The following is a 20378-nucleotide window of genomic DNA, read 5'->3' as shown; positions in this document are numbered from 1 at the left end:
TCATATGACCGGCGGGGCTTTTTCTGTACCCGAATCCAGAAGTATTCCCGAGCAATTCCGGACTTATTCCAGCAATATGCAGATGCAACCCGGTGATCTGGGATGACAACCGATGACAATGTTGACGTCCGCCGCAGCGTTCCCCGGATAGAGATCACATGAACTTCCGCATGATTCCGGGGCGAGGGCAAGAAAAAAGCCCCGGTTTCCCGGGGCCAACTTCGTCGTATAGAGATTTCATGAGCTGGGGTACCTGGACTCGAACCAAGAACAAATGAACCAGAATCATCCGTGTTGCCAATTACACCATACCCCAATGGCCAAAAGCATTGCCCCGGCCGAGTGTCAACTGTAGCCTACCGGCGGCTCACTCTCAAATTGAGCGGGCCTCAGCGAAGACCGTGTCACGGATGATCGTCGCGGACACCTGAGCGCCCTCCCCCGCGGCCACAATGAGCTGCTCAGGCCCCGGCGGAGTGATGTCGCCAGCGGCATATAGGCCGGGAATCGACGTGCGCCCGGCGACGTCCACGATGAGCAGGCCGTCCTCGTCGGTGTCGGCGCCCAGGGCGTCGAGGTAGTCCAGTGCGGCTGTCCAGCGCGGTCGCACGAAACCGGCAGTGCGCGGCACGACCTCACCATCTTCGAGTCGCAGGCCGGTGAGCTCACCCCGGTCGCCGACAATCTCGGCCACGACGCGTCGCTCCACCGGGATGCCGCGCGCAGCGAGCATCCGTTCGTCGTCGTCGGTCACGGTTCCGACCCCGTTGGTGAAGACGATGATGTCGTCGCTCCACACCGCGACCATCAGGGCACGCTCGACGAGGTCGTCGGTTTCTCCGATCACGGCCAGCGCCTCGCCGGCCTTCTCGTAGCCGTCGCACTCGTAACAGCTGTGCAGGGCGGTGCCATAGTAGGCGCGCAGGTTGCCGATCGACGGCAATGTTTCGCGGAGCCCGGCAGCCACGAGCACGCGCGTCGTGGTGACGTCACGGTCGGGAGCACCACGCACTCCGGATGCCGTGACGCGGAATCCGCCGTCAACCGCCGTCACACTGTCGACGAGGGCGAACTGCACCTCTGCATCGGAATACGACGTAACCTCAGCGCGGCCCATCCGACGGAGCTCAAGCGGCGAGACACCGTCGCGGGTGAGGAATCCGTGCGAGTGCAGGGTGGCCGCGTTCCGCGGGCGGTTGCCGTCGAGCACCAGCACGCGCTGGCGCGCCCGGACCAGGTTCAGGGCAGCCGAAAGGCCGGCCGGTCCCCCGCCGACGACGACGACATCGACCGGCGCGGTCATGCGGCCAGGTGCGCCGACAGTCGCGACAGACGCGCAAGCGTGTCCGTCTTGCCCAGGATGTCCATCGATTCGAACAGCGGCGGCGAGACGCGGCGACCGGAGACGGCGACCCGGAGTGGGCCGTAGGCGATCCGCGGCTTGAGCCCGAGTCCCTCGATGAGCGTCGCGGCGAGGGACGCCTGCACGCTCTCGTGGTTCCAGTCCGCGTCGGCGATCGCATCGAGCGCAGCAACGGATGCCGTGAGCACCTCGTCGGCGTTCTGCGGGAGGCTCTTCAGCGCGTCGTCCTGGTACTCGATGCCTGCGGCATCCGTGAAGAGGAAGCCGAGCATCCCCGGCGCTTCACCGAGCAGGCCGATGCGTTCCTGCACGAGCGGCGCCGCCGCGGTGAGAATCGCGCGCTGGTCATCGCTGAGCGGCTCAGTGAGGACGCCTTCGGTCACGAGATACGGAATCGTTCGTTCGGCGAAGTCGGCGACATCGAGCAGGCGGATGTGGTCTCCGTTGATCGACTCGGCCTTCTTGAGGTCGAACCGCGCGGGGCTCGGATTGACGTTGACGACGTCGAAGGCAGCGACCATCTCGTGGAGCGAGAACACGTCGCGGTCGGCGGACAGCCCCCAGCCGAGGAGGGCCAGATAGTTGACGAGGCCCTCGGGGATGAACCCGCGGTCGCGGTGGTGGAACAGGTTCGATTCCGGATCACGCTTCGACAACTTCTTGTTGCCCTCGCCCATGACGTAGGGCAGGTGGCCGAAGCGGGGAACGAAGGTGGTCAGCCCGATGTCGATGAGCGCGTGATACAACGCGATCTGGCGCGGGGTCGACGGCAGGAGATCCTCTCCGCGGAGCACGTGGGTGATCCCCATCAGCGCGTCGTCGACCGGGTTCACGAACGGGTAGAGCGGGTGCCCGTTGGGGCGCACGACGACGAAGTCGGTGAACGAACCGGCCGGGAAAGTGATCTCACCGCGGACGAGGTCGTCGAAGCTGAGGTCGGTGTCCGGAACCTTGAGCCGCAGTGCGGGCTGGCGGCCTTCTGCACGGTAGGCGGCCTTCTGCTCGTCGGTGAGGTCGCGGTCGAAGTTGTCGTAACCGAACTGCTTGGGCCGGCCGGCGGCGGCGTTGCGCTCGTCGATCTCCTCGGCGTTCGAGAAGCTCTCGTAGACGTGCCCGGCCTCCATCAACCGGTCGATCACGCCGCGGTAGATGTCCGAGCGCTGTGACTGGCGGTACGGCCCGTGGTCTCCCCCTGCGCCCTCGCCCTCGTCCCAGTCGAGCTTCAGCCAGCGCAGGGCCTCGATGATCAGACCATAGCTTTCCTCGCTGTCGCGGGCGGCATCCGTGTCTTCGATCCGGAAGATCAGCTTGCCTCCCGTGTGCCGCGCATATGCCCAGTTGAACAGGGCGGTGCGGATCAGCCCGACGTGAGGCGTACCGGTCGGAGACGGGCAGAATCGGACGCGAACGTCGCTGCCGGTGGCCGTTGAGAAGAGGGAAGAAGTTGCGGTTGACATCACCGGCAATCCTAGCCGTTGCGCGGCACGAGGGTCGGTGGCCGCCGCGAGACGACGACGGCACCGACCACGACGACAGCGACGAAACCACTGCCGGCGACGGCCAGTCCGCCGAAGCCGATGAGGGCGAGCGTCGGCCCCGCGAGTGCTCCCCCGACGGCGCCGGACAGGTTCATCAAGGTGTCGGTGATGCCCTGCACCCGCGGCCGCCGGAGCGGAGCCGTCGATTCGGTGACGAGCGCCGAACCGGCCACGGTCGACGCACTCCAGCCGAGGCCGAGCAGGATGAGCCCGACGGTGACCGCAGCGGTGGCCTCGGCGCCGATCGCGATGGTGACGAGCGCGGCTGCGAACAGTCCCTGGCCGAGCAGGATGATCGGGATCCGGCCCAGCCGGTCGGCGAGGATGCCGAAGACGGGCGACAGCGCGAACATGCCGGCGACGTGCAGGCTGATGGTGAGCCCGATGATGGTGAGGGTCGCCCCGTGGTGCAGCAGGTGCACCGGCGTCATCGACATCACGGCGACCATGGTCGCATGGCTGAGCGCCACGGTGAGGATCGCGAAGCGTTCCCTCGCGCGGGACTCGTGGGCGGCCACCGCTGGCTTCGCCGAGGCATCCGCCGTTGCGCCGAGCGCCCGCGCCGTGAGGAGCGGGTCAGGCCGGAGGGCGAGCAGGTAGACGGCTGCGGCAAGCACCTGGGCGGTGATGCCGAACAGGAAGGGGCCGCTGAGCGGCACGAGCCCGAAGATCCGGCCGACAGCGTCTCCCGGTTCGAGGAGGTTCGGGCCGACGACCGCGCCGAGGGTAGTGGCCCAGACGACGATCGAGAGGTCACGGCCGCGGGTACGGTCGGTGGCCAGGTCTGTGGCGGCGAATCGTGCCTGCAGGCCGACAGCGGCGCCGGTGCCGATCAGGGCGAGGGCGAGCAGCAGGAGAGGGAAGCTGCGAACGGATGCCGCCACGATGGTGAGCGCGGCACCGAGCGCGGAGACCAGCGCCCCCGTGCTCAGCGCGACCCTCCGTCCGCGGCGAACGGCGAGTCGGGCCAGCGGGATCGCCGCAATGGCCGCGCCGAGAGTCGACATCGTTGCGGCCATCCCGGACCACGCGTCCGAGCCGGAGATGTCAGCGGCGAGGAGGGCGCCCAGCGAGAGCGTGGCGCCGATGGCGAACCCGCCGAGTACCTGACCGGCAGACAGGAGCCAGACGGTGCGTCGCTGCAGGGCGGCGAGCTCCGCCTCCTCGAGTCCGCTGGCGGTCATCCGCGTCAGACGGCGGTGTTGCGGAGGATGCCGAGTCCGGAGACGGCGACCTCGACAGTGTCTCCGGAGACGATGGGACCGACACCCGCGGGAGTGCCGGTGAGGATCACGTCGCCGGGGAGCAACGTGAAGACGGCCGACGCATAGGCGATGATGTCGGCGACGGAGTGGATCATGTCAGACAGTGGCGCGTGCTGGCGTACCTCACCGTTCACGCGCGTCTCGATCGTGGCGCCGTCGAAGGAGAACTCCGTGTCGATGACAGGGCCGAGGGGGCAGAACGTGTCGAAGCCCTTCGCCCGCGTCCACTGGCCGTCCTTCTTCTGGAGGTCGCGTGCGGTCACGTCGTTGCCGATGGTGTAGCCGAAGATGACGCTCTCGGCATCCTCAGGGCGGACGTTCTTCGCCACAGAGCCGATCACGACGGCGAGTTCACCCTCGTGTTCGACCCGTTCGGAGATGGCGGGCAGCACGATCCGGTCGCTGGGCCCGATCACCGACGTGTTCGGCTTGAGGAAGAGCAGCGGCTCGGCTGGGGCCTCTCCGCCCATTTCCTTGGCGTGGTCGGCGTAGTTCTTACCGACGCAGACCACCTTCGACCGTGGGATGACCGGGGCGAGGAGCACCGCATCCGCCAGGGCGACCCGCTCGCCGGTGGTCTCGAAACCACCGAACATCGGGTCTGCGGCGAGCACGACGAGATCGGACTCGTCGATGATTCCGAAGTTGATGGCACCGTCATGACTGAATCGCGCAATTTTCACGAGTCGAGCCTAGCCGGTGTGTCTCGCGAGCGTCAGGCGATCTCGCCGAACAGCCGGTTCCGGTCTGCCGAGGTCTCGACGACGGCATCCAGCACCGTTATCAGCTGGCGTTCCTCATAGCGGAAATGTGTTTCCATCACGGCTTCGATGCCATCGAGGTGCGCGAGCTGCTCGTCAGCGCTCAACCCACGGTCCATCGCCGCGCGGAGGCCCTGGATGAGATGGTCGATCATGTTGTGATCCTGGCGGAGATTGGCGATCACCGGTTGAAGGTCCGGGCGGGCGGCGACGATCTCGGGGAACAGTGCGGAGTCCTCGCTCCGGTGGTGACCATCGAGCGCGGCGCAGAAACCCCGGCAGTAGACGAGGAGATCCGCAGTGGGATCGCCAGGTGGATCTGCCCCCTCGAGCGATTCCCGCGCGAGTTCGAGCGCATCACGCAGGCGCCGGTGGACGGCCCGCAGTTCATCGCCCCACCTGACGGCGCGGGCACCGTCACCCGACACCGGTCGGGTGGGTGATGTTCCGTCCACCATGTGATTCGTCGCGATGCGTCAGGCGTCGAGCCGGACCAGCCAGCCGTGCCGATCCTCGACGCGGCCGTACTGGATGTCGGTGAGTTCCTGGCGGATCGACATGGTCAGTTCGCCGGGCTCTGCGTCTGCAGCGCCGATCGAGTACTCGGCGGTCTTGAGCTCGCCGATCGGAGTGATGACGGCGGCGGTGCCGCAGGCGAACACCTCGGTGATCTCGCCGGAATCCATGTCTGCACGCCACTCCTCGACCGTCACAGCGCGTTGCTCGACGGTGTACCCGCGGTCCTCGGCGAGCTGGATGATGCTGTCACGGGTGACACCCTCGAGGATGCTGCCGGTCAGTTCGGGCGTGACGATCCGCTTGTCCTTGTGCACGAAGAAGATGTTCATGCCGCCGAGCTCTTCGATGTGGGTGCCGGTTTCGGCGTCGAGGAAGAGAACCTGGGCGCAACCGTTCTCGGCTGCTTCCTGCTGCGGGAGGAGGGATGCCGCGTAGTTGCCGCCGCACTTCGCCGCACCGGTGCCACCGCGACCCGCGCGGGTGTACTGGGTCGACAGCCAGATCGACACCGGCTTCACACCGCCGGAGAAGTAGGCGCCTGCCGGGCTCGCGATCACGTAGTAGCCGACCTTCTGGGCTGCACGCACGCCGAGGAATGACTCGTTGGCGATCATGAACGGCCGGAGGTACAGGCTCGTGTCGTCGCCGGAGGGCACCCAGTCGAGGTCGGCTGCGACGATCTGGCGGAGCGATTCGAGAAAGTCGTCGACGCTCAGCTCGGGCAGCGCGAGGCGCCGGGCCGACCGCTGGAACCGCTCGGCGTTCTTGCCCGGGCGGAACGTCCACACCGATCCGTCGGCATGACGGTAGGCCTTGAGCCCCTCGAAGATCTCCTGGCCGTAGTGCAGCACCGACGACGCCGGGTCCAGCTGCAGCGGACCGTACGGCTGCACGCGGGCGTTGTGCCAGCCCTCGTCGACGGTCCAGTCGATGGCGACCATGTGGTCGGTGAAGTGTTTGCCGAACCCGGGGTTGGCGAGGATCTCCTCGCGTCGCGCCTCGGCGACCGCGTCTGCCGTCGGACGCTGCTCGAAGGCGAGGGGGAAGGAGTCTGTGCCTGTTCCTGTTGCGAGGGTCATGTTCGTTCCTTTGGGTGCTGAGATCTAGTGTGCGCCGATGTCTGCGACGATCGCATCCCCGACCGTTGCCGTCGAGCGGGAACCGCCTGTCCTGGCGGCGATGTCTGCGGTGACCGCGCGGGTGACGGCTGCCGATTCGTCGGCGAGGCCGAGGTGCTCGAGCAGGAGCGCCACGGAGAGGATGGCGGCGGTCGGGTCTGCGACCTGTTGTCCGGCGATGTCGGGAGCTGAACCATGAACCGGCTCGAACATGCTCGGGAACGTGCCGTCCGGGTTGATGTTGCCGGAGGCCGCCAGTCCGATGCCGCCGCTGATTGCGCCGGCCAGATCGGTGAGAATGTCGCCGAAGAGGTTGTCCGTGACGATGACGTCAAATCTAGCAGGATCCGTGACTAGGAAGATCGTCGCAGCGTCGACGTGAAGGTAATCGACGGTGACGGCCGGGAACTCGGCTCCCACGGCGTTCACGATTCGCTGCCACAGGCTGCCTGCGAAGGTCAGCACGTTCGTCTTGTGCACGAGCGTCAGCTTGTTGCGGCGTTCGGATGCCTTCGCGAACGCGAACCGGACGACCCGCTCGACACCGTATGCCGTGTTCACGGAGACCTCGTTGGCGACCTCGTGCTCTGTCCCCTGCCGGATGGCTCCGCCGTTCCCGACGTACGGACCCTCCGTGCCTTCGCGCACGACGACGAAGTCGACGTCACCGGGGTCGGACAGCGGGCTGGGTACCCCGGGGTAGATGCGGGTCGGCCGGAGGTTGACGTAGTGGTCGAGTGAGAACCGCAGCTTCAGCAGCAGTCCGCGTTCGATGTTCGCCTGAGCGAGTCGAGGGTCCCCTGGCACTCCCCCGACGGCACCGAGAAGGATGGCGTCGTGCGAGCTGATGGCGGCGAGGTCTTCGTCGGTGAGCACGTCGCCCGTCTCGAGGAAGCGCGCGGCACCGAGGGAGAACTGCGTCTTGTCGAAGCTGACATCGCTGCCCGCTGTGACGGCATCCAGTACCTTCACGGCTTCGGCGATGACCTCGGGGCCGATCCCATCGCCGGGGATGACCGCAAGCTTGACCTGACGCGACATGGACGCTCCATCTTCGAGAGAGTGTGGGTTTCAGACCCGTCCAGCCTACTGCGCGCGTTTCACCGGCTACCGCACGCGGCGGAGGGAGACGGCTGCAACGATCCCTGCGGTCACGATGAGGGCGAACCCGATCCAGGCGGCGAGGCCGACACCGCTGTCGAAGGCCAGTCTGGCCGAGTCGATGAGCTGTGTCGCGGCGGTCGCCGGGAGCTCCCCGGCCACGGAGATCGCCCCACCGAGCGTCTCCGATGCCGCATGCTGCTGCTCGGTGCTGAGACCGCTCGGCAGCACGACGGCGTTCCGGTAGCTGGCGGTGAGGATCGTGCCCAGGGTCGCGGTGCCGAGCACCGCACCCAGTTCGTACGCCGTCTCCGACACCGCGGATGCCGCACCGGCCTTGTCGATCGGGGCGTTGGCGAGGATCAGCTCGTTCGACACGGTCTCTGCTGCACCGATCCCGAGCCCGAGGGCGACGAAACAGATCGCGATTCCGACGGCGGACACGTCACCGCCGGTGAGGGCGATCGCACCGTAGCCGACCGCTGAGAACGCGAGGGCGACCGGAACGACGACCGCCGGCCGCACCCGCGCGGCGATCGGCACGATGACGAGCCCGGCGATGATCATGGTCACCAGCCCGGGCACGAGCGCCAGTCCGGACTCGAGCGGGGAGAGACCGAGCACGAGCTGCAGGTGCTGGGAGACGAAGAACAGTCCGCCGACGAGCGCGACGACGCTGAGCAGGTTGATGAGCACGGCACCGCTGAACGCGGGCTGGCGGAACAGCGCCATGTCGAGCATCGGAGTCTCGAGCCGGAGCTGCCTGCGCACGAACAGGACGCCAGCGGTGAGGCCGACCACGATGGAGGCGATTGCGAGGAGGTCGAAACCGTCGGTGGCCGCGTGCTTGATGCCGTAGACGACGGGGAGCATGGTGACGAGCGACAGGATGATGCTCGTCGGGTCCAGCTTGCCCGGGTTCGGGTCGCGTGACTCCGGCACGAGGAACGGCGCCAGGACGAGCAGGGGCAGGAGGACAGGAACGGCGATGAGGAAGACGGAACCCCACCAGTGGTGCTCCAGCAGGATGCCGCCGATGACCGGGCCGAGCGCGCTGCCGGCCGCGAATCCGCTCGCCCAGACCGCGATCGCCAGGCGGCGCTGGTCACGGTTCCGGAAGATGCTGCGGATGAGTGAGAGGGTCGACGGCATGAGCATGGCGCCGAAGAAGCCGAGGGCAGCGCGGGCGGCGATGAGCAGCTCGATCGACGGAGCGAACGCGGCGACGACCGACACGGCGCCAAAGCCGGCCGAACCGATGAGGAGGAGCTTCTTGCGCCCGATCCGGTCGCCGAGGCTGCCCATGGAGACCAGGAGACCGGCCAGGACGAGCGGGTAGATGTCGATCATCCAGAGCAGCGATGTGCCGCTCGGGGTCAGCGCTTCGGAGATGGCCGGGAGGGCGAAGTTGAGCACCGTGTTGTCGACGGAGACCAGCAGCACCGGCAGCATGAGGACGGCCAGAGCCACCCAGCCTCGGACGCCGACACGGTCGGTAGAGGTCTCGGGGCGGGCGCCGAGAACGGGGAGAGTCACAGGAGGTCCTTGCGGGTGGAACGAATGGTTGATCCTTTCACTATACCGACTGGACGGTATAGTGGCAATATGAGCCCCTCCCCTCCTCGGTACGATGGCCGCATGACGCGCACCGAAACCGCCCGCGATCGCATCCTCGTCGCCTTCGAAGACCTCCTCATCGAGTCCGGTGAGCGCGGAGCGACCCTCGATGCCGTCGCCGCCAGGGCAGGCGTGTCCAAAGGCGGGCTGCTCTATCACTTCGGTTCGAAGGACGCTCTCACCGCCGGGCTGATCGAACGCCTGACTGAACTCACCGAAGCGGATGTGACGCTGATGCGTGCCGCTCCTGCCGGGGTCGTCGATTACATGGTCCGCACGTCCGTCAACGTCGGCTCTGCATTCGACCGTGCCCTCATCGCGGCCGCCCGCCTGGCTCAGACTTCGGATCCGCGTGCCGGCGACGCACTCGCATCCATCAGGAACAGGTGGCTCGAGATCGTGACCGAGGCCGTCGGTGACGCGACCCTCGCCAGGGCTGTCGTGCTGATCAGCGACGGCCTGTACTACAACTCGGCCCTGATGGGGATGGGAACCCCGGATCCCGCCGACACGTCGGAGGAAGGGCTCGACCGCCTGATCGAGATGATCGGCCGGCTCTCGCCTACCACAGACTGAGGCCGACACTCCGGAAAACGGCATCCCTAGCACCGCGAGGGGAATAGCCCATAGTGTGATCTCACCAGACATCTAGTGGATGTCCACCAGAAAGGGAGCAATCACGATGAGTATTGGTTTGGGAATTTTTCTGTTCGCCGTCGGTGCGATCCTCACGTTCGCATTCAACATCACCGTGGACTGGATCGACCTCGACCTGGTCGGCTGGATCCTCATGGGAGCCGGACTCGTCGTCGTCATCATCGGCATCGCGCTCCTCACACGGAAGCGCCGCTCGGTCACGACCACCCGCAGCGGCGTCGACCCGGCCACAGGGGCTCGCATCAACACTGCTGAGCGCGACGACACTCTCTAGACCACGCAGGAACGACGAGAGGGCCACCGCATTCCGCGGTGGCCCTCTTCGTTTCGATCGGCGGGTTACTGCTCTGTGACCTCGATCGCACGGAGAACGGTCGCGTCGATGTCCGACCGGACCGACTCGAGGATCGCGTCGGGAACGGGCGAGTCGACGGTGAGGACGCTGAGCGCCTGTCCCCCGGCCTCGCGGCGGGCGATCTGCATACCGGCGATGTTGATGGATGCCTCGCCGAAGCGACGACCGTAGACCGCGACGATTCCGGGGCGGTCGGTGTACAGCATGACGATGTGGTGCTTCGCGATCGGCACCTCGACGTCGTAACCGTTGATCTCGACGAGCTTCTCGATCTGCTTGGTGCCCGTCAGGGTGCCGGAGACCGAGATCTGCGAACCGTCGCTGAGCGCACCGCGCAGCGTGATGACGTTGCGGTACTCCTCGCTCGAGCTGTCCGTGATCAGACGCACGACGATGCCGCGCTGTTCGGCGAGCAGAGGCGCGTTGACGTACGACACCGTCTCGCTGACGATGTTCGTGAAGATTCCCTTGAGGGCGGCGAGCTTGAGCACGCTCACGTCGTAGTCGTTCAGTTCACCGTGAACCTCGACGTCGACGCTCGTGAGTGGCGAGTGCGCGAGGGAGGCGAAGATCTGGCCGAGCTTCTCGACCAGCGGGATACCCGGGCGCACGTACGGGTCGATCACGCCGCCGGCCACGTTGACCGCGTCAGGGACGAGTTCGCCGCCGAGTGCGAGCCGCACGGAACGGGCCACTGACACGCCGGCCTTCTCCTGCGCTTCGTCGGTCGACGCACCCAGGTGCGGTGTCACGATGATGTTCGGCAGACCGAGGAGCGCGTCGTTCGTCGGCGGTTCGGAGACGAAGACGTCGAGGCCTGCTCCGGCGATGGTTCCGGTGATGAGCGCTTCGTGGAGAGCATCCTCATCGATGAGGCCGCCACGGGCGACGTTCACGATGTAGGCCGTCGGCTTCATGAGGGCGAACTGGTCGGTACTGATCATGCCGGTGGTCTCCGGCGTCTTCGGCATGTGGATGGTGATGAAATCTGAGCGCTCGAGGAGTTCGTCGAGGGTGACCAGCTGAACACCGAGCTGCTGGGCGCGAGCGCTCGTGACGTAGGGGTCGTACGCGACGATCGTCGTACCGAAGGCCTGGAGCCTGGCGGTGATGAGGGCGCCGATCCGGCCGAGTCCGATGATTCCGACGGTCTTCTCGTAGACCTCGGTGCCGGTGTACTTCGACCGCTTCCACTGGCCCTGGGCGAGGGCGTTGTGCGCCTGCGGGATGTGACGGGCGAGGCTGAGGATGTGACCGACGGTGAGCTCGGCCGCCGAGATGATGTTCGACGTGGGGGCGTTGACGACCATGACACCGGCGGTGGTGGCCGCTTTGATGTCGACGTTGTCGAGACCGACGCCTGCGCGTGCAATGACCTTCAGCTGCGGTGCTGCGGCGAGGGCCTCGGCGTCGACCGTCGTGGCGGACCGGACGAGGATGGCGTGCGCGTCAGCGAGCGAGGCGAGCAGTGCCGGCCGGTCGGTGCCGTCCACCTGGCGGATGTCGAAATCGGGCCCGAGGGCGTCGACGGTTGCTGGCGAGAGTTCTTCGGCGATCAGTACGACCGGTTTTGACACAGGGGACATCCTTTGCTGGCAACGGGGAGGCCGGGCGTCGCAGCCGTCGGGACGCACGTGCTCCAACTTTACTCGACCCGATGCGGGTGTTACGTCAGCACGGCTCCGACCCCGAACAGGGCAAGCAGGCTGAGCGAAACGGCAGCGACCGTGCCGAGACCGGCGAGGTACAGCAACACCTGGGAGAGGACGTCCCGTTTCCGGCCGAGCTGGAAGGCCAGGGCGAAGACGGCGACAGGAAGCAGGATGCCGATGATCAGCACCACCCAGCCGACGGCATTGATGCTCGTCTCCAGGCCAGTTGCGATGAGACTGACCCCGGCGAGGTTACCGACCGCCTCCCACACGTCGTAAGCGAAGAGGAGCCCGAACAGGATGGCGAGGGTGAGAGTGAGCCAGCGCGGCGTAGCCGTGCGGGCGGCGGGAACGGTGGATTCGGTCATGTCAGCTCACCCCGACGATGAAGGGCCACGGCGCCAGAACGACGGCGCCGACGACGAGGGCGATGAACCGCGCACGCAGCGACTGTGACGCCCTGGTCACCCAGAACGTCGCCGCGATCCAGAGTGCGGGCGCGAGCACGGCGAACCACAACCCGACGGTGTACATTGCAGCGCCGACGATGTCGGTCGGGGCGGCGGTGCTCCGCTGGGCGGCGATGAGCCAGCCGATCGAATAGAGCAGGTAGATGCCGGCGATAATCCCGAACGCGACGAGGGCGACCGAGCTCATCTGCCCCTGTCGCTGATCGGCGGGCTCGGGAGCGACACGGCCGGGCTTGCCGACGACCTTCCACCCACCGGCGACCGGGGGCGTGGCGGGCGCCTGTGCACCGCGCGCGGGCGGTGGCGTGGGCTCCGGATCTCCGGCCCAGGTCAGGGCGTCGTCGTCTGGGTGATCCGAACTCATGACTGCCAGCGTACCGGTCGCCCGAACTCTGCGAGATCGCAGTTAGGCACCCAAAACGACCCGATCAGGGGTTTTTGGGTGCGTAAGTGCTCTCTCGCGCGGCGGACACTGCGCGCGCGACGGTGCCGGCATCCGTCACGTCGTGGTTGTCATCGCCACCGCCAGGGCCGCTGCCGAATGTTCTGCCGGCGGCCGCGCGGGCGGAGAGGTGGACGGCGTCGACGCCGATCGACGCGAGCGAGGGGATCGACTCGACGGTCACTCCCCCTCCGGCCATGATCTCGACCCGCCCCGCCGACTCGCGCACGAATTCGGCGAGGACGTCGAGTCCGTCCGCACTAGAGGCGGCGCGCCCCGAGGTGAGGATCCGGTGCACACCCAGCTCCGCGAGCTCTGACACGAGCGATGCGGCGCCCACCGCGATGTCGATCGCCCGGTGGAAGGTGACGGTCAGGTCCCCCGCCGCGGCGACGAGGCTCTCGATGGTGGGTCGATCGAGCGACCCGTCCTCGGTGAGGGCGCCGATCACCACTCCCGCCACTCCCAAGCGTCCGAACTCGTCGATGTCCCGTTCCATCACGTCCCTGTCGCTGCGCGAGAAGACGAAATCGCCCGGCCGGGGACGGATGAGCACGTGGACGTCCTGCGCGCCCGCCGCGCGAGCATCCGCCACGGCGACGCCGACCGCTCCGACGGACGGGGTGAGTCCGCCGAGCACGAGTCCCTGGCAGAGCTCGACCCGCGTCGCCCCGTGTTCCCTGGCGATGCGGGCGCCCTCCACGCTCTGCACGGCGATCTCGACGGCAAGGCTTCCGGCGTGGGCGGGAACGCGGGCGCGGGTCGAATCCATGACGCGAACCTACACGGCGTCGGCCCTCTCCGCACACGCAGACACCGTCCGCCCATGCGGCACTCGGTCCAGGCGAAACGGATGCCGTAACGTCGTCCGCGAGGACGGTCATTCCGTTCGATCCCGTCGCGAAGGACTTCGAATGAACAACGCCCCAGCCTCGCCCGACGTCGCCTGGTTCGACCTCGGGCGGTTCGGCCTCTTCATCCACTGGGGCGTGTACGCGCTCCCGGCGCGGCATGAATGGGTGCAGAACCGCGAATACATCCACCCCGACCGCTACGAGATCTACAGCGAGCACTTCGACCCCGACCTCTTTGACGCACGCGACTGGGCGCGACGGGCGCGACAGGCGGGTTTCACCTACGCCGTCCTCACCACGAAACATCACGACGGGTTCTGCCTCTGGGATTCGGCGCTCACCGATTACTCGGCGCCGAAGACGACCGCCGGGCGGGATCTCGTCCGCGAGTTCGTCGAGGCGTTCCGTTCCGAGGGCATGCGCATCGGGTTCTACCACTCCCTCATCGACTGGCACCATCCGGACTTCACGGTCGACGGCATCCACCCGCTCCGCAACGATCCGGCCGAGATCGAGCGCAACAGTGAACGCGACTTCTCGCGGTACCGCGACTACCTGCACGGGCAGGTGAGGGAGCTGCTCACCGGCTACGGCCAGGTCGACTACCTGTTCTTCGACTTCAGCTATTCGCAGGGCATCGGCTCGCTGCCGGGCAAGGGCGCGGCCGACTGGGGGTCCGACGAACTGCTGCACATGATCCGGGAGCTCCAGCCGGGCTGCATTGTCAACGACCGGCTGGAGATCGGCGGAGACGTCACGACGCCGGAGCAGTACCAGCCCGCCGTCACGCCGACCGGCCACGATGGCGCGCCGATCCGCTGGGAGGCCTGCCAGACCATCAACGGGAGCTGGGGCTACGACCGCGACAACCTCGCGGACAAGTCGAGCGAGCTCCTGCTCAAGATGCTCATCGACACCGTCTCGAAGAACGGCAACATGCTGCTCAACATCGGACCGGATGCCCGTGGGTCACTGGACGACCGGACCACCGAGCAGATGAGCGACCTCGCCGACTGGTTCCGCCTGCACAGCCGGTCGATCTACGGTGCGGGCGCGAGCGAGTTCACGCCCCCGACCGACGTCAGGTACACCCAGCGCGGCGACCGGCTCTACGTGCACGTGTTCTCGTGGCCGTTCGTGCACCTCCACCTGCCGGGGCTCGGCGGTCGCGTGCGCTACGCGCAACTGCTCGCGGACGGATCCGAGATCCCATTCAAGGTGCACCTGCCCGAGCATGACCAGCCGAACCAGCACACGCAGCCCGTCGGTCTGGGGTCAGACACGGTGACGCTGCACCTGCCGGCGCGTTCCCCGAACACCCCTGTCCCGGTGATCGAGGTCTTCCTGACCGAGGCGTGACGGCGAGATCGCAGTTACGTACTCAAACGGGCTCGAAATGGCCGCTGTGGGTGCGCAACTGCGATCTCGAACAACGACACAACAGAGAACGGCCCCCGCCTGAGGCGAGGGCCGTTCTCTGTTCAAGCCGGTCGGACCTTAGCGGGCGACTGAACCGTCGGTGTAGTCGTCATCGTTCGACGCGTTCCACGCGAAGAGCTTGCGCAGTTCGCGGCCGGTCTCTTCGATCGGGTGAGCCTCGCCCTTGGCGCGGAGCTCGAGGAACTCGGGTGCTCCTGCGTCCTGGTCGTCGATGAAACGCTTGGCGAACGCGCCGGACTGGATGTCGGCGAGAACGGCCTTCATGTTCTCCTTGACCGAGGGGTCGATGACCCGCGGGCCGGAGACGTAGTCGCCGTACTCGGCAGTGTCTGAGACGCTCCAGCGCTGCTTGGCGATGCCACCCTCCCACATGAGGTCGACGATGAGCTTGAGCTCGTGAAGAACCTCGAAGTAGGCAACCTGCGGCTGGTAGCCGGCTTCGGTGAGGACCTCGAAGCCGTACTGTACGAGCTGCGAGGTGCCACCGCAGAGGACAGCCTGCTCACCGAACAGGTCGGTCTCGGTCTCTTCGGTGAATGTGGTCTTGATGCCGCCGGCGCGGAGTCCGCCGATTGCCTTCGCGTAGCTGAGGGTCAGCGGCCAGGCGTTGCCTGTCGCGTCCTTTTCGACGGCGACGATGACGGGAACGCCACGGCCTGCCTCGTATTCGCGACGAACGGTGTGGCCAGGGCCCTTCGGGGCGACCATGATGACGTCGACGCCCTCAGGAGCCTCGATGTACCCGAAACGGATGTTGAAGCCGTGGCCGAAGACGAGGGCCTTGCCGTCAGAAAGCTGGTCCTTGATGGACTCTGCGTAGATCGTGCGCTGGAACTGGTCGGGCGCGAGGATGACGATGACGTCGGCCCAGGCAGCAGCCTCGGAGACGGTCTTCACCGTGAAGCCCTGCTCCTCGGCCTTCGCGATCGAGTTGGAGCCCTCCTTGAGGCCGATGACGACCTCGACACCGGAGTCACGGAGGTTTAGTGCGTGGGCGTGGCCCTGTGAGCCGTAGCCGACGACCGCGACCTTCTTCCCCTGGATGAGCGAGAGGTCAGCATCTGCGTCGTAGAAAATCTCAGACAATTGTTGTTTCTCCTTGTTGTTGAGGTTGTTGGTTCGGGCTGTGCCGTCTGTGTCGGCGGATGCCCGGCTAGTTCTTGAAAACGCGCTCGGTGATCGACTTGGAGCCGCGGCCGATGGCGAGCAGGCCCGACTGGGCCATCTCCTTGATGCCGTACGGCTCGAGCACCTTGAGGAACGCGTTGGTCTTTCCCGAGTCTCCCGTGACCTCGATCACGACGGCATCCGTTGCGACGTCGACGACGCGGGCGCGGAACAGGTTGACTGCCTCGAGCACCTGGGACCGCGTGGTGTTGTCCACGCGGACCTTGATGAGCAGGTGCTCACGCTGGACGGACTGGTCGGGGTCGAGCTCGACGATCTTGATCACGTTGATGAGCTTGTTCAGCTGCTTGGTGATCTGTTCGAGCGGAAGACCTTCGACGGTCACAACGACGGTGATCCGGCTCAGGCCGGGGATCTCGCTCGTGCCGACCGCGAGGGACTCGATGTTGAAGCCACGACGGGCGAACAGGCCGGCGACTCGGGTGAGCAGACCGGGCTTGTTCTCGACGAGCAGGCTCAGGACGTGGGTGCTCATGGTCTAGGCCTCCTCATCGAACGACGGGCTGTGCTCTTTGGCGTACTGCACGTAGCTGTTGCTGACGCCCTGGGGCACCATCGGCCACACCATGGCATCCGCGCTCACCACGAAGTCGATGACGACGGGGCGATCATTGGTCTCCAGTGCGAGCTTGATCGCGGCGTCGACCTCTTCGGCCTTCGTGACGCGGATGCCGAGGCATCCGTATGCGTCGGCCAGCTTGAGGAAGTCGGGGATCCTGATCGTGTCATGACCGGTGTTCAGGTCGGTGTTGGAGTACCGGCCGTCGTAGAACAGCGTCTGCCACTGGCGGACCATCCCGAGGGACGAGTTGTTGATGACGGCGACCTTGATCGGGATCTTGTTGATCGCACAGGTCGCGAGTTCCTGGTTCGTCATCTGGAAGCATCCGTCACCGTCGATCGACCACACGACGCGGTCGGGTTCGGCGACCTTGGCCCCCATGGCGGCAGGAACCGAGTAACCCATGGTGCCTGCACCGCCCGAGTTGAGCCAGGCGTTCGGGCGCTCGTACTTGATGAACTGGGCGGCCCACATCTGGTGCTGGCCGACTCCGGCCGCGTAGATGCCTTCAGGTCCGGTCAGTTCGCCGATCCGCTGGATCACGTACTGCGGCGCGAGGAGCCCGTCGGTCGGTTCGGTGTATCCGAGCGGGAACTCCTCGCGGAGTCCGTTGAGGTAGGTCCACCACTCGTCGGTGTCAGGCGTCGATTCGCGCAGTACTGTGCCGAGTGCTGCGGTCAGGTCGATGATGACATCCTTGGCGTCGCCAACGATCGGGACGTCAGCCGTGCGGATCTTCGAGATCTCGGCCGGGTCCACGTCGACGTGCACGATCTTCGCGTTGGGTGCGAACAGCGCGGTCTTGCCGGTGACCCGGTCGTCGAAGCGGGCTCCGAGCGACACGATGAGGTCCGACTCCTGGAGTGCGAGCACAGCGGGAACCGTTCCGTGCATGCCGGGCATGCCGAGGTGCTGCTTGTGCGAGTCGGGGAATGCCCCGCGCGCCATCAGCGTGGTCACGACGGGGGCGCCGATGAGCTCGGCGAGCTCGAGGAGCTCGGCCGATGCCTTGGCGCGGATCACGCCGCCGCCGACATACAGCACCGGTTTCTTGGCCTCGACGAGCAGCTGTGCCGCCGCCTGGATCTGCTTGCCGTGAGCCTTCGTCACCGGACGGTAGCCGGGCAGGTCGATCTTCGGCGGCCAGATGAACGGCGCCTCCTGCTGCTGTGCGTCCTTCGTGATGTCGACGAGCACGGGCCCGGGCCGACCGGTCGACGCGATGTGGTACGCCGATGCGATGGTGGCCGGGATGTCTGCGGCATCGGTCACGAGGAAGGAGTGCTTCGTGATCGGCATGGTGATGCCGACGATGTCCGCCTCCTGGAAGGCATCCGTTCCCATGAGATTGGAGAACACCTGGCCGGTGATGGCGAGCACGGGGACGGAGTCCATGTGCGCATCCATGATGGCCGTCACGAGGTTGGTCGCGCCGGGACCGGAGGTCGCGATGGCGACACCGACCTTGCCGGAGGATGCCGCGTAGCCCTCGGCCGCGTGGCCTGCGCCCTGTTCGTGGCGGACGAGGATGTGACGGATCTTGGAGGTGTCCATCAGCGGGTCGTAGACCGGCAGGATCGCACCACCGGGAAGACCGAACACGTCAGTGATACCGAGAAGCTCGAGTGTCCGGACGACGGCTTGTGCGCCGGTGAGCGTTTCGGGGCCGTCTTGGGCGGCTTTGAGATCGGCGGGCGATATGGCGGTGCGAGGTTCCGCAGGCATCGTATGGATTCCCTTGTCGATGGTTGGATCTGAACTGAACGCGGAAGCTATCCCGTGATCGCGCCCTCCGCAGCGGAGTGGACGAGCTTGGAATACTTTGCGAGGACGCCACGGGTGTAGCGCGGGGGAAGCGGTGCCCAGCCGTTGCGGCGGGCGGCCAGCTCTTCTTCGTCGACAAGTAGGTCGAGCGACCGAGCTGCGATATCGACCCGTATCAGATCACCATCGCGCACGAAGGCAATGGGACCAGCGTCCACTGCTTCGGGTGCTATGTGGCCGATGCAGAGGCCGGTTGTGCCGCCTGAGAATCGACCGTCCGTCAATAGTAGTACATCTTTTCCGAGGCCAGCGCCCTTGATGGCGGCGGTGATGGCGAGCATCTCGCGCATGCCAGGGCCGCCCTTCGGGCCCTCGTAGCGGATGATGATGACGTCTCCAGCGGAGATCTGTCCGTCGGTGAGCGCGTCCATCGCCGCACGTTCGCGTTCGAAGACGCGCGCTGGTCCTTCGAAGACGTCGGCGTCGAAGCCGGCCGTCTTCACGACGGCTCCGTCCGGTGCGAACGACCCGTGGAGCACGGTGATGCCGCCGGTGGCGTGGATCGGGTTGTCGAGGGTCCGGATGACCTCGCCGTCGATCGGCATCGGGTTGAGGTCGGCGAGGTTCTCGGCGACCGTCTTGCCTGTCACGGTGAGAGCGTCACCGTGGAGCAGGCCGGCGTCGAGGAGGGCCTTCATCACGACGGGGACACCGCCGTGGCGGTCGACGTCGTTCATCACGTACTTGCCGAACGGCTTGAGGTCACCGATGTGCGGCACGGTGTCGCCGATGCGGTTGAAGTCGTCGAGGGTGAGGTCGACGTCGGCCTCACGGGCGATCGCGAGCAGGTGCAGCACGACGTTGGTGGAGCCGCCGAATGCCATCGCGACGGCGATGGCATTCTCGAACGCCTTCTTGGTGAGAATGTCGCGGGCGGTGATCCCGAGACGCAGCATGTTGACGACGGCCTCACCTGAGCGGTGGGCGAAGTAATCGCGGCGGCGGTCGGCGGAGGGCGGCGAGGCGGAGCCCGGGAGGCTCATGCCGAGAGCTTCGGCCACTGAGGCCATCGTGTTGGCCGTGTACATGCCGCCGCAGGCACCTTCGCCGGGCGCGATGGCGCATTCGATGCGCTTGAGGTCTTCTTCGCTCATCGTGCCGGCCTTGCACGCGCCGACCGCCTCGAAGGCGTCGATGATAGTGACATCCTTCTCGGTGCCGTCGCTGAGCTTCACCCAGCCGGGCGCGATCGACCCGGCGTAGAGGAAGACGCTGGCAAGGTCGAGGCGAGCAGCGGCCATGAGCATGCCAGGCAGCGACTTGTCGCAGCCGGCGAGCAGCACGGTGCCGTCGAGGCGTTCGGCCATGACGACTGTTTCGACGGAGTCGGCGATGACCTCACGCGAGACGAGGGAGAAGTGCATGCCCTCGTGGCCCATCGAGATGCCGTCCGATACGGAGATCGTCCCGAACTGCAGCGGGTATCCCCCGCCGGAGTGGACGCCTTCCTTGGCACCCTGCGCAAGCCGGTCGAGCGACAGGTTGCACGGGGTGATCTCGTTCCAGCTCGACGCGATACCGATCTGGGGCTTGTCCCAGTCCGCGTCGCCCATCCCGACCGCGCGGAGCATTCCGCGTGAGGTGGTGGCTTCGATTCCGTCTGTGACTGCTCGGCTGCGAGGTTTCAGGTCGATCTCTGACATGGTTCGAGT

General features: G+C 66.4%; 18 protein-coding genes, 1 tRNA gene and 1 pseudogene. 3 read left to right on the top strand and 17 right to left on the bottom strand.

The window, feature by feature from the left end; translation table 11 throughout:
* Nucleotides 1-244 precede the first annotated feature (244 nt).
* The 9 genes from AC1M2K_RS11675 to AC1M2K_RS11635 all read right to left on the bottom strand — a co-directional run bounded on the left by AC1M2K_RS11675 (nucleotide 245) and on the right by AC1M2K_RS11635 (nucleotide 9201).
* Nucleotides 245-316 (bottom strand) — tRNA-Gln (locus tag AC1M2K_RS11675).
* Nucleotides 317-373: 57 nt separating this feature from the next.
* Nucleotides 374-1303 carry an NAD(P)/FAD-dependent oxidoreductase gene (locus AC1M2K_RS11670; RefSeq protein WP_480241105.1) on the bottom strand — a complete coding sequence of 310 codons (930 nt, stop codon included), beginning with the start codon at nucleotides 1301-1303 and terminating at the stop codon, nucleotides 374-376.
* Nucleotides 1300-2820, bottom strand: coding sequence for a glutamate--tRNA ligase (gltX, locus tag AC1M2K_RS11665; protein WP_480241104.1), 1521 nt, complete (start codon nucleotides 2818-2820; stop codon nucleotides 1300-1302). Before gltX ends, AC1M2K_RS11670 begins: the two co-directional genes overlap by 4 nt.
* 11 nt (nucleotides 2821-2831) lie before the next feature.
* A complete protein-coding gene (locus AC1M2K_RS11660) occupies nucleotides 2832-4085 on the bottom strand; it encodes an MFS transporter (RefSeq protein WP_480241103.1) in 1254 nt (417 codons plus the stop codon).
* A gap of 5 nt (nucleotides 4086-4090) precedes the next feature.
* Nucleotides 4091-4849 (bottom strand): fumarylacetoacetate hydrolase family protein, encoded by a 759-nt coding sequence (locus AC1M2K_RS11655; RefSeq protein WP_480241102.1) that lies wholly within the window; start codon nucleotides 4847-4849, stop codon nucleotides 4091-4093.
* 32 nt (nucleotides 4850-4881) lie between these two features.
* Entirely contained in the window at nucleotides 4882-5382 is a 501-nt protein-coding gene (locus AC1M2K_RS11650; protein ID WP_480241101.1) for a hemerythrin domain-containing protein, read from the bottom strand.
* Nucleotides 5383-5403: 21 nt separating this feature from the next.
* Nucleotides 5404-6525 (bottom strand): branched-chain amino acid aminotransferase, encoded by a 1122-nt coding sequence (locus AC1M2K_RS11645; RefSeq protein WP_480241100.1) that lies wholly within the window; start codon nucleotides 6523-6525, stop codon nucleotides 5404-5406.
* A gap of 24 nt (nucleotides 6526-6549) precedes the next feature.
* Nucleotides 6550-7605, bottom strand: a complete 1056-nt coding sequence (locus AC1M2K_RS11640) for a 3-isopropylmalate dehydrogenase (RefSeq protein ID WP_480241099.1) — start codon at nucleotides 7603-7605, stop codon at nucleotides 6550-6552.
* Nucleotides 7606-7671: 66 nt separating this feature from the next.
* Nucleotides 7672-9201, bottom strand: a complete 1530-nt coding sequence (locus tag AC1M2K_RS11635; RefSeq protein ID WP_480241098.1) for an MFS transporter — start codon at nucleotides 9199-9201, stop codon at nucleotides 7672-7674.
* A 102-nt stretch (nucleotides 9202-9303) separates the two neighbouring features.
* Between AC1M2K_RS11635 and AC1M2K_RS11630 the strand changes: the two genes are divergently transcribed.
* On the top strand, nucleotides 9304-9858 hold the full coding sequence (locus tag AC1M2K_RS11630; protein WP_480241097.1) for a TetR/AcrR family transcriptional regulator: 555 nt from the start codon (nucleotides 9304-9306) through the stop codon (nucleotides 9856-9858).
* Between the two features lie 106 nt (nucleotides 9859-9964).
* On the top strand, nucleotides 9965-10213 hold the full coding sequence (locus AC1M2K_RS11625; protein WP_480236952.1) for a DUF6458 family protein: 249 nt from the start codon (nucleotides 9965-9967) through the stop codon (nucleotides 10211-10213).
* Nucleotides 10214-10278: 65 nt separating this feature from the next.
* On the opposite strand, the gene serA is transcribed toward AC1M2K_RS11625, so the two are convergent.
* From serA to AC1M2K_RS11605, 4 genes are all read right to left on the bottom strand, one after another.
* A complete protein-coding gene (gene serA / locus AC1M2K_RS11620) occupies nucleotides 10279-11871 on the bottom strand; it encodes a phosphoglycerate dehydrogenase (protein ID WP_480241096.1) in 1593 nt (530 codons plus the stop codon).
* 89 nt (nucleotides 11872-11960) lie between these two features.
* Nucleotides 11961-12314 carry a hypothetical protein gene (locus AC1M2K_RS11615; RefSeq protein ID WP_480236954.1) on the bottom strand — a complete coding sequence of 118 codons (354 nt, stop codon included), beginning with the start codon at nucleotides 12312-12314 and terminating at the stop codon, nucleotides 11961-11963.
* 1 nt (nucleotide 12315) lies between these two features.
* Nucleotides 12316-12780: a hypothetical protein gene (locus tag AC1M2K_RS11610; protein ID WP_480236955.1), complete on the bottom strand. Its 465-nt coding sequence runs from the start codon at nucleotides 12778-12780 to the stop codon at nucleotides 12316-12318.
* A 64-nt stretch (nucleotides 12781-12844) separates the two neighbouring features.
* A complete protein-coding gene (locus AC1M2K_RS11605) occupies nucleotides 12845-13630 on the bottom strand; it encodes a copper homeostasis protein CutC (protein ID WP_480241095.1) in 786 nt (261 codons plus the stop codon).
* 142 nt (nucleotides 13631-13772) lie between these two features.
* On the opposite strand from AC1M2K_RS11605, the gene AC1M2K_RS11600 reads away from it, so the two are divergent.
* The gene (locus AC1M2K_RS11600) at nucleotides 13773-15071 is read left to right on the top strand and encodes an alpha-L-fucosidase (protein ID WP_480241094.1); all 1299 of its coding nucleotides are present in this window, start codon (nucleotides 13773-13775) and stop codon (nucleotides 15069-15071) included.
* A gap of 138 nt (nucleotides 15072-15209) precedes the next feature.
* Here AC1M2K_RS11600 and ilvC read toward each other — a convergent pair.
* From ilvC to ilvD, 4 genes and pseudogenes are all read right to left on the bottom strand, one after another.
* Nucleotides 15210-16250, bottom strand: a pseudogene (gene ilvC / locus AC1M2K_RS11595) (ketol-acid reductoisomerase); the annotation flags it as partial.
* A 55-nt stretch (nucleotides 16251-16305) separates the two neighbouring features.
* The gene (gene ilvN / locus AC1M2K_RS11590; RefSeq protein ID WP_480241093.1) at nucleotides 16306-16815 is read right to left on the bottom strand and encodes an acetolactate synthase small subunit; all 510 of its coding nucleotides are present in this window, start codon (nucleotides 16813-16815) and stop codon (nucleotides 16306-16308) included.
* 3 nt (nucleotides 16816-16818) lie between these two features.
* The gene (locus AC1M2K_RS11585) at nucleotides 16819-18627 is read right to left on the bottom strand and encodes an acetolactate synthase large subunit (protein ID WP_480241092.1); all 1809 of its coding nucleotides are present in this window, start codon (nucleotides 18625-18627) and stop codon (nucleotides 16819-16821) included.
* Between the two features lie 47 nt (nucleotides 18628-18674).
* The gene (gene ilvD, locus AC1M2K_RS11580; RefSeq protein WP_480241091.1) at nucleotides 18675-20369 is read right to left on the bottom strand and encodes a dihydroxy-acid dehydratase; all 1695 of its coding nucleotides are present in this window, start codon (nucleotides 20367-20369) and stop codon (nucleotides 18675-18677) included.
* Nucleotides 20370-20378 lie beyond the last annotated feature (9 nt).

It is taken from the genome of Mycetocola sp. Y171 (assembly GCF_056713165.1).
Note: the sequence above shows the minus strand (reverse complement) of the source record. Positions and strands in the feature narration are given on the sequence as shown.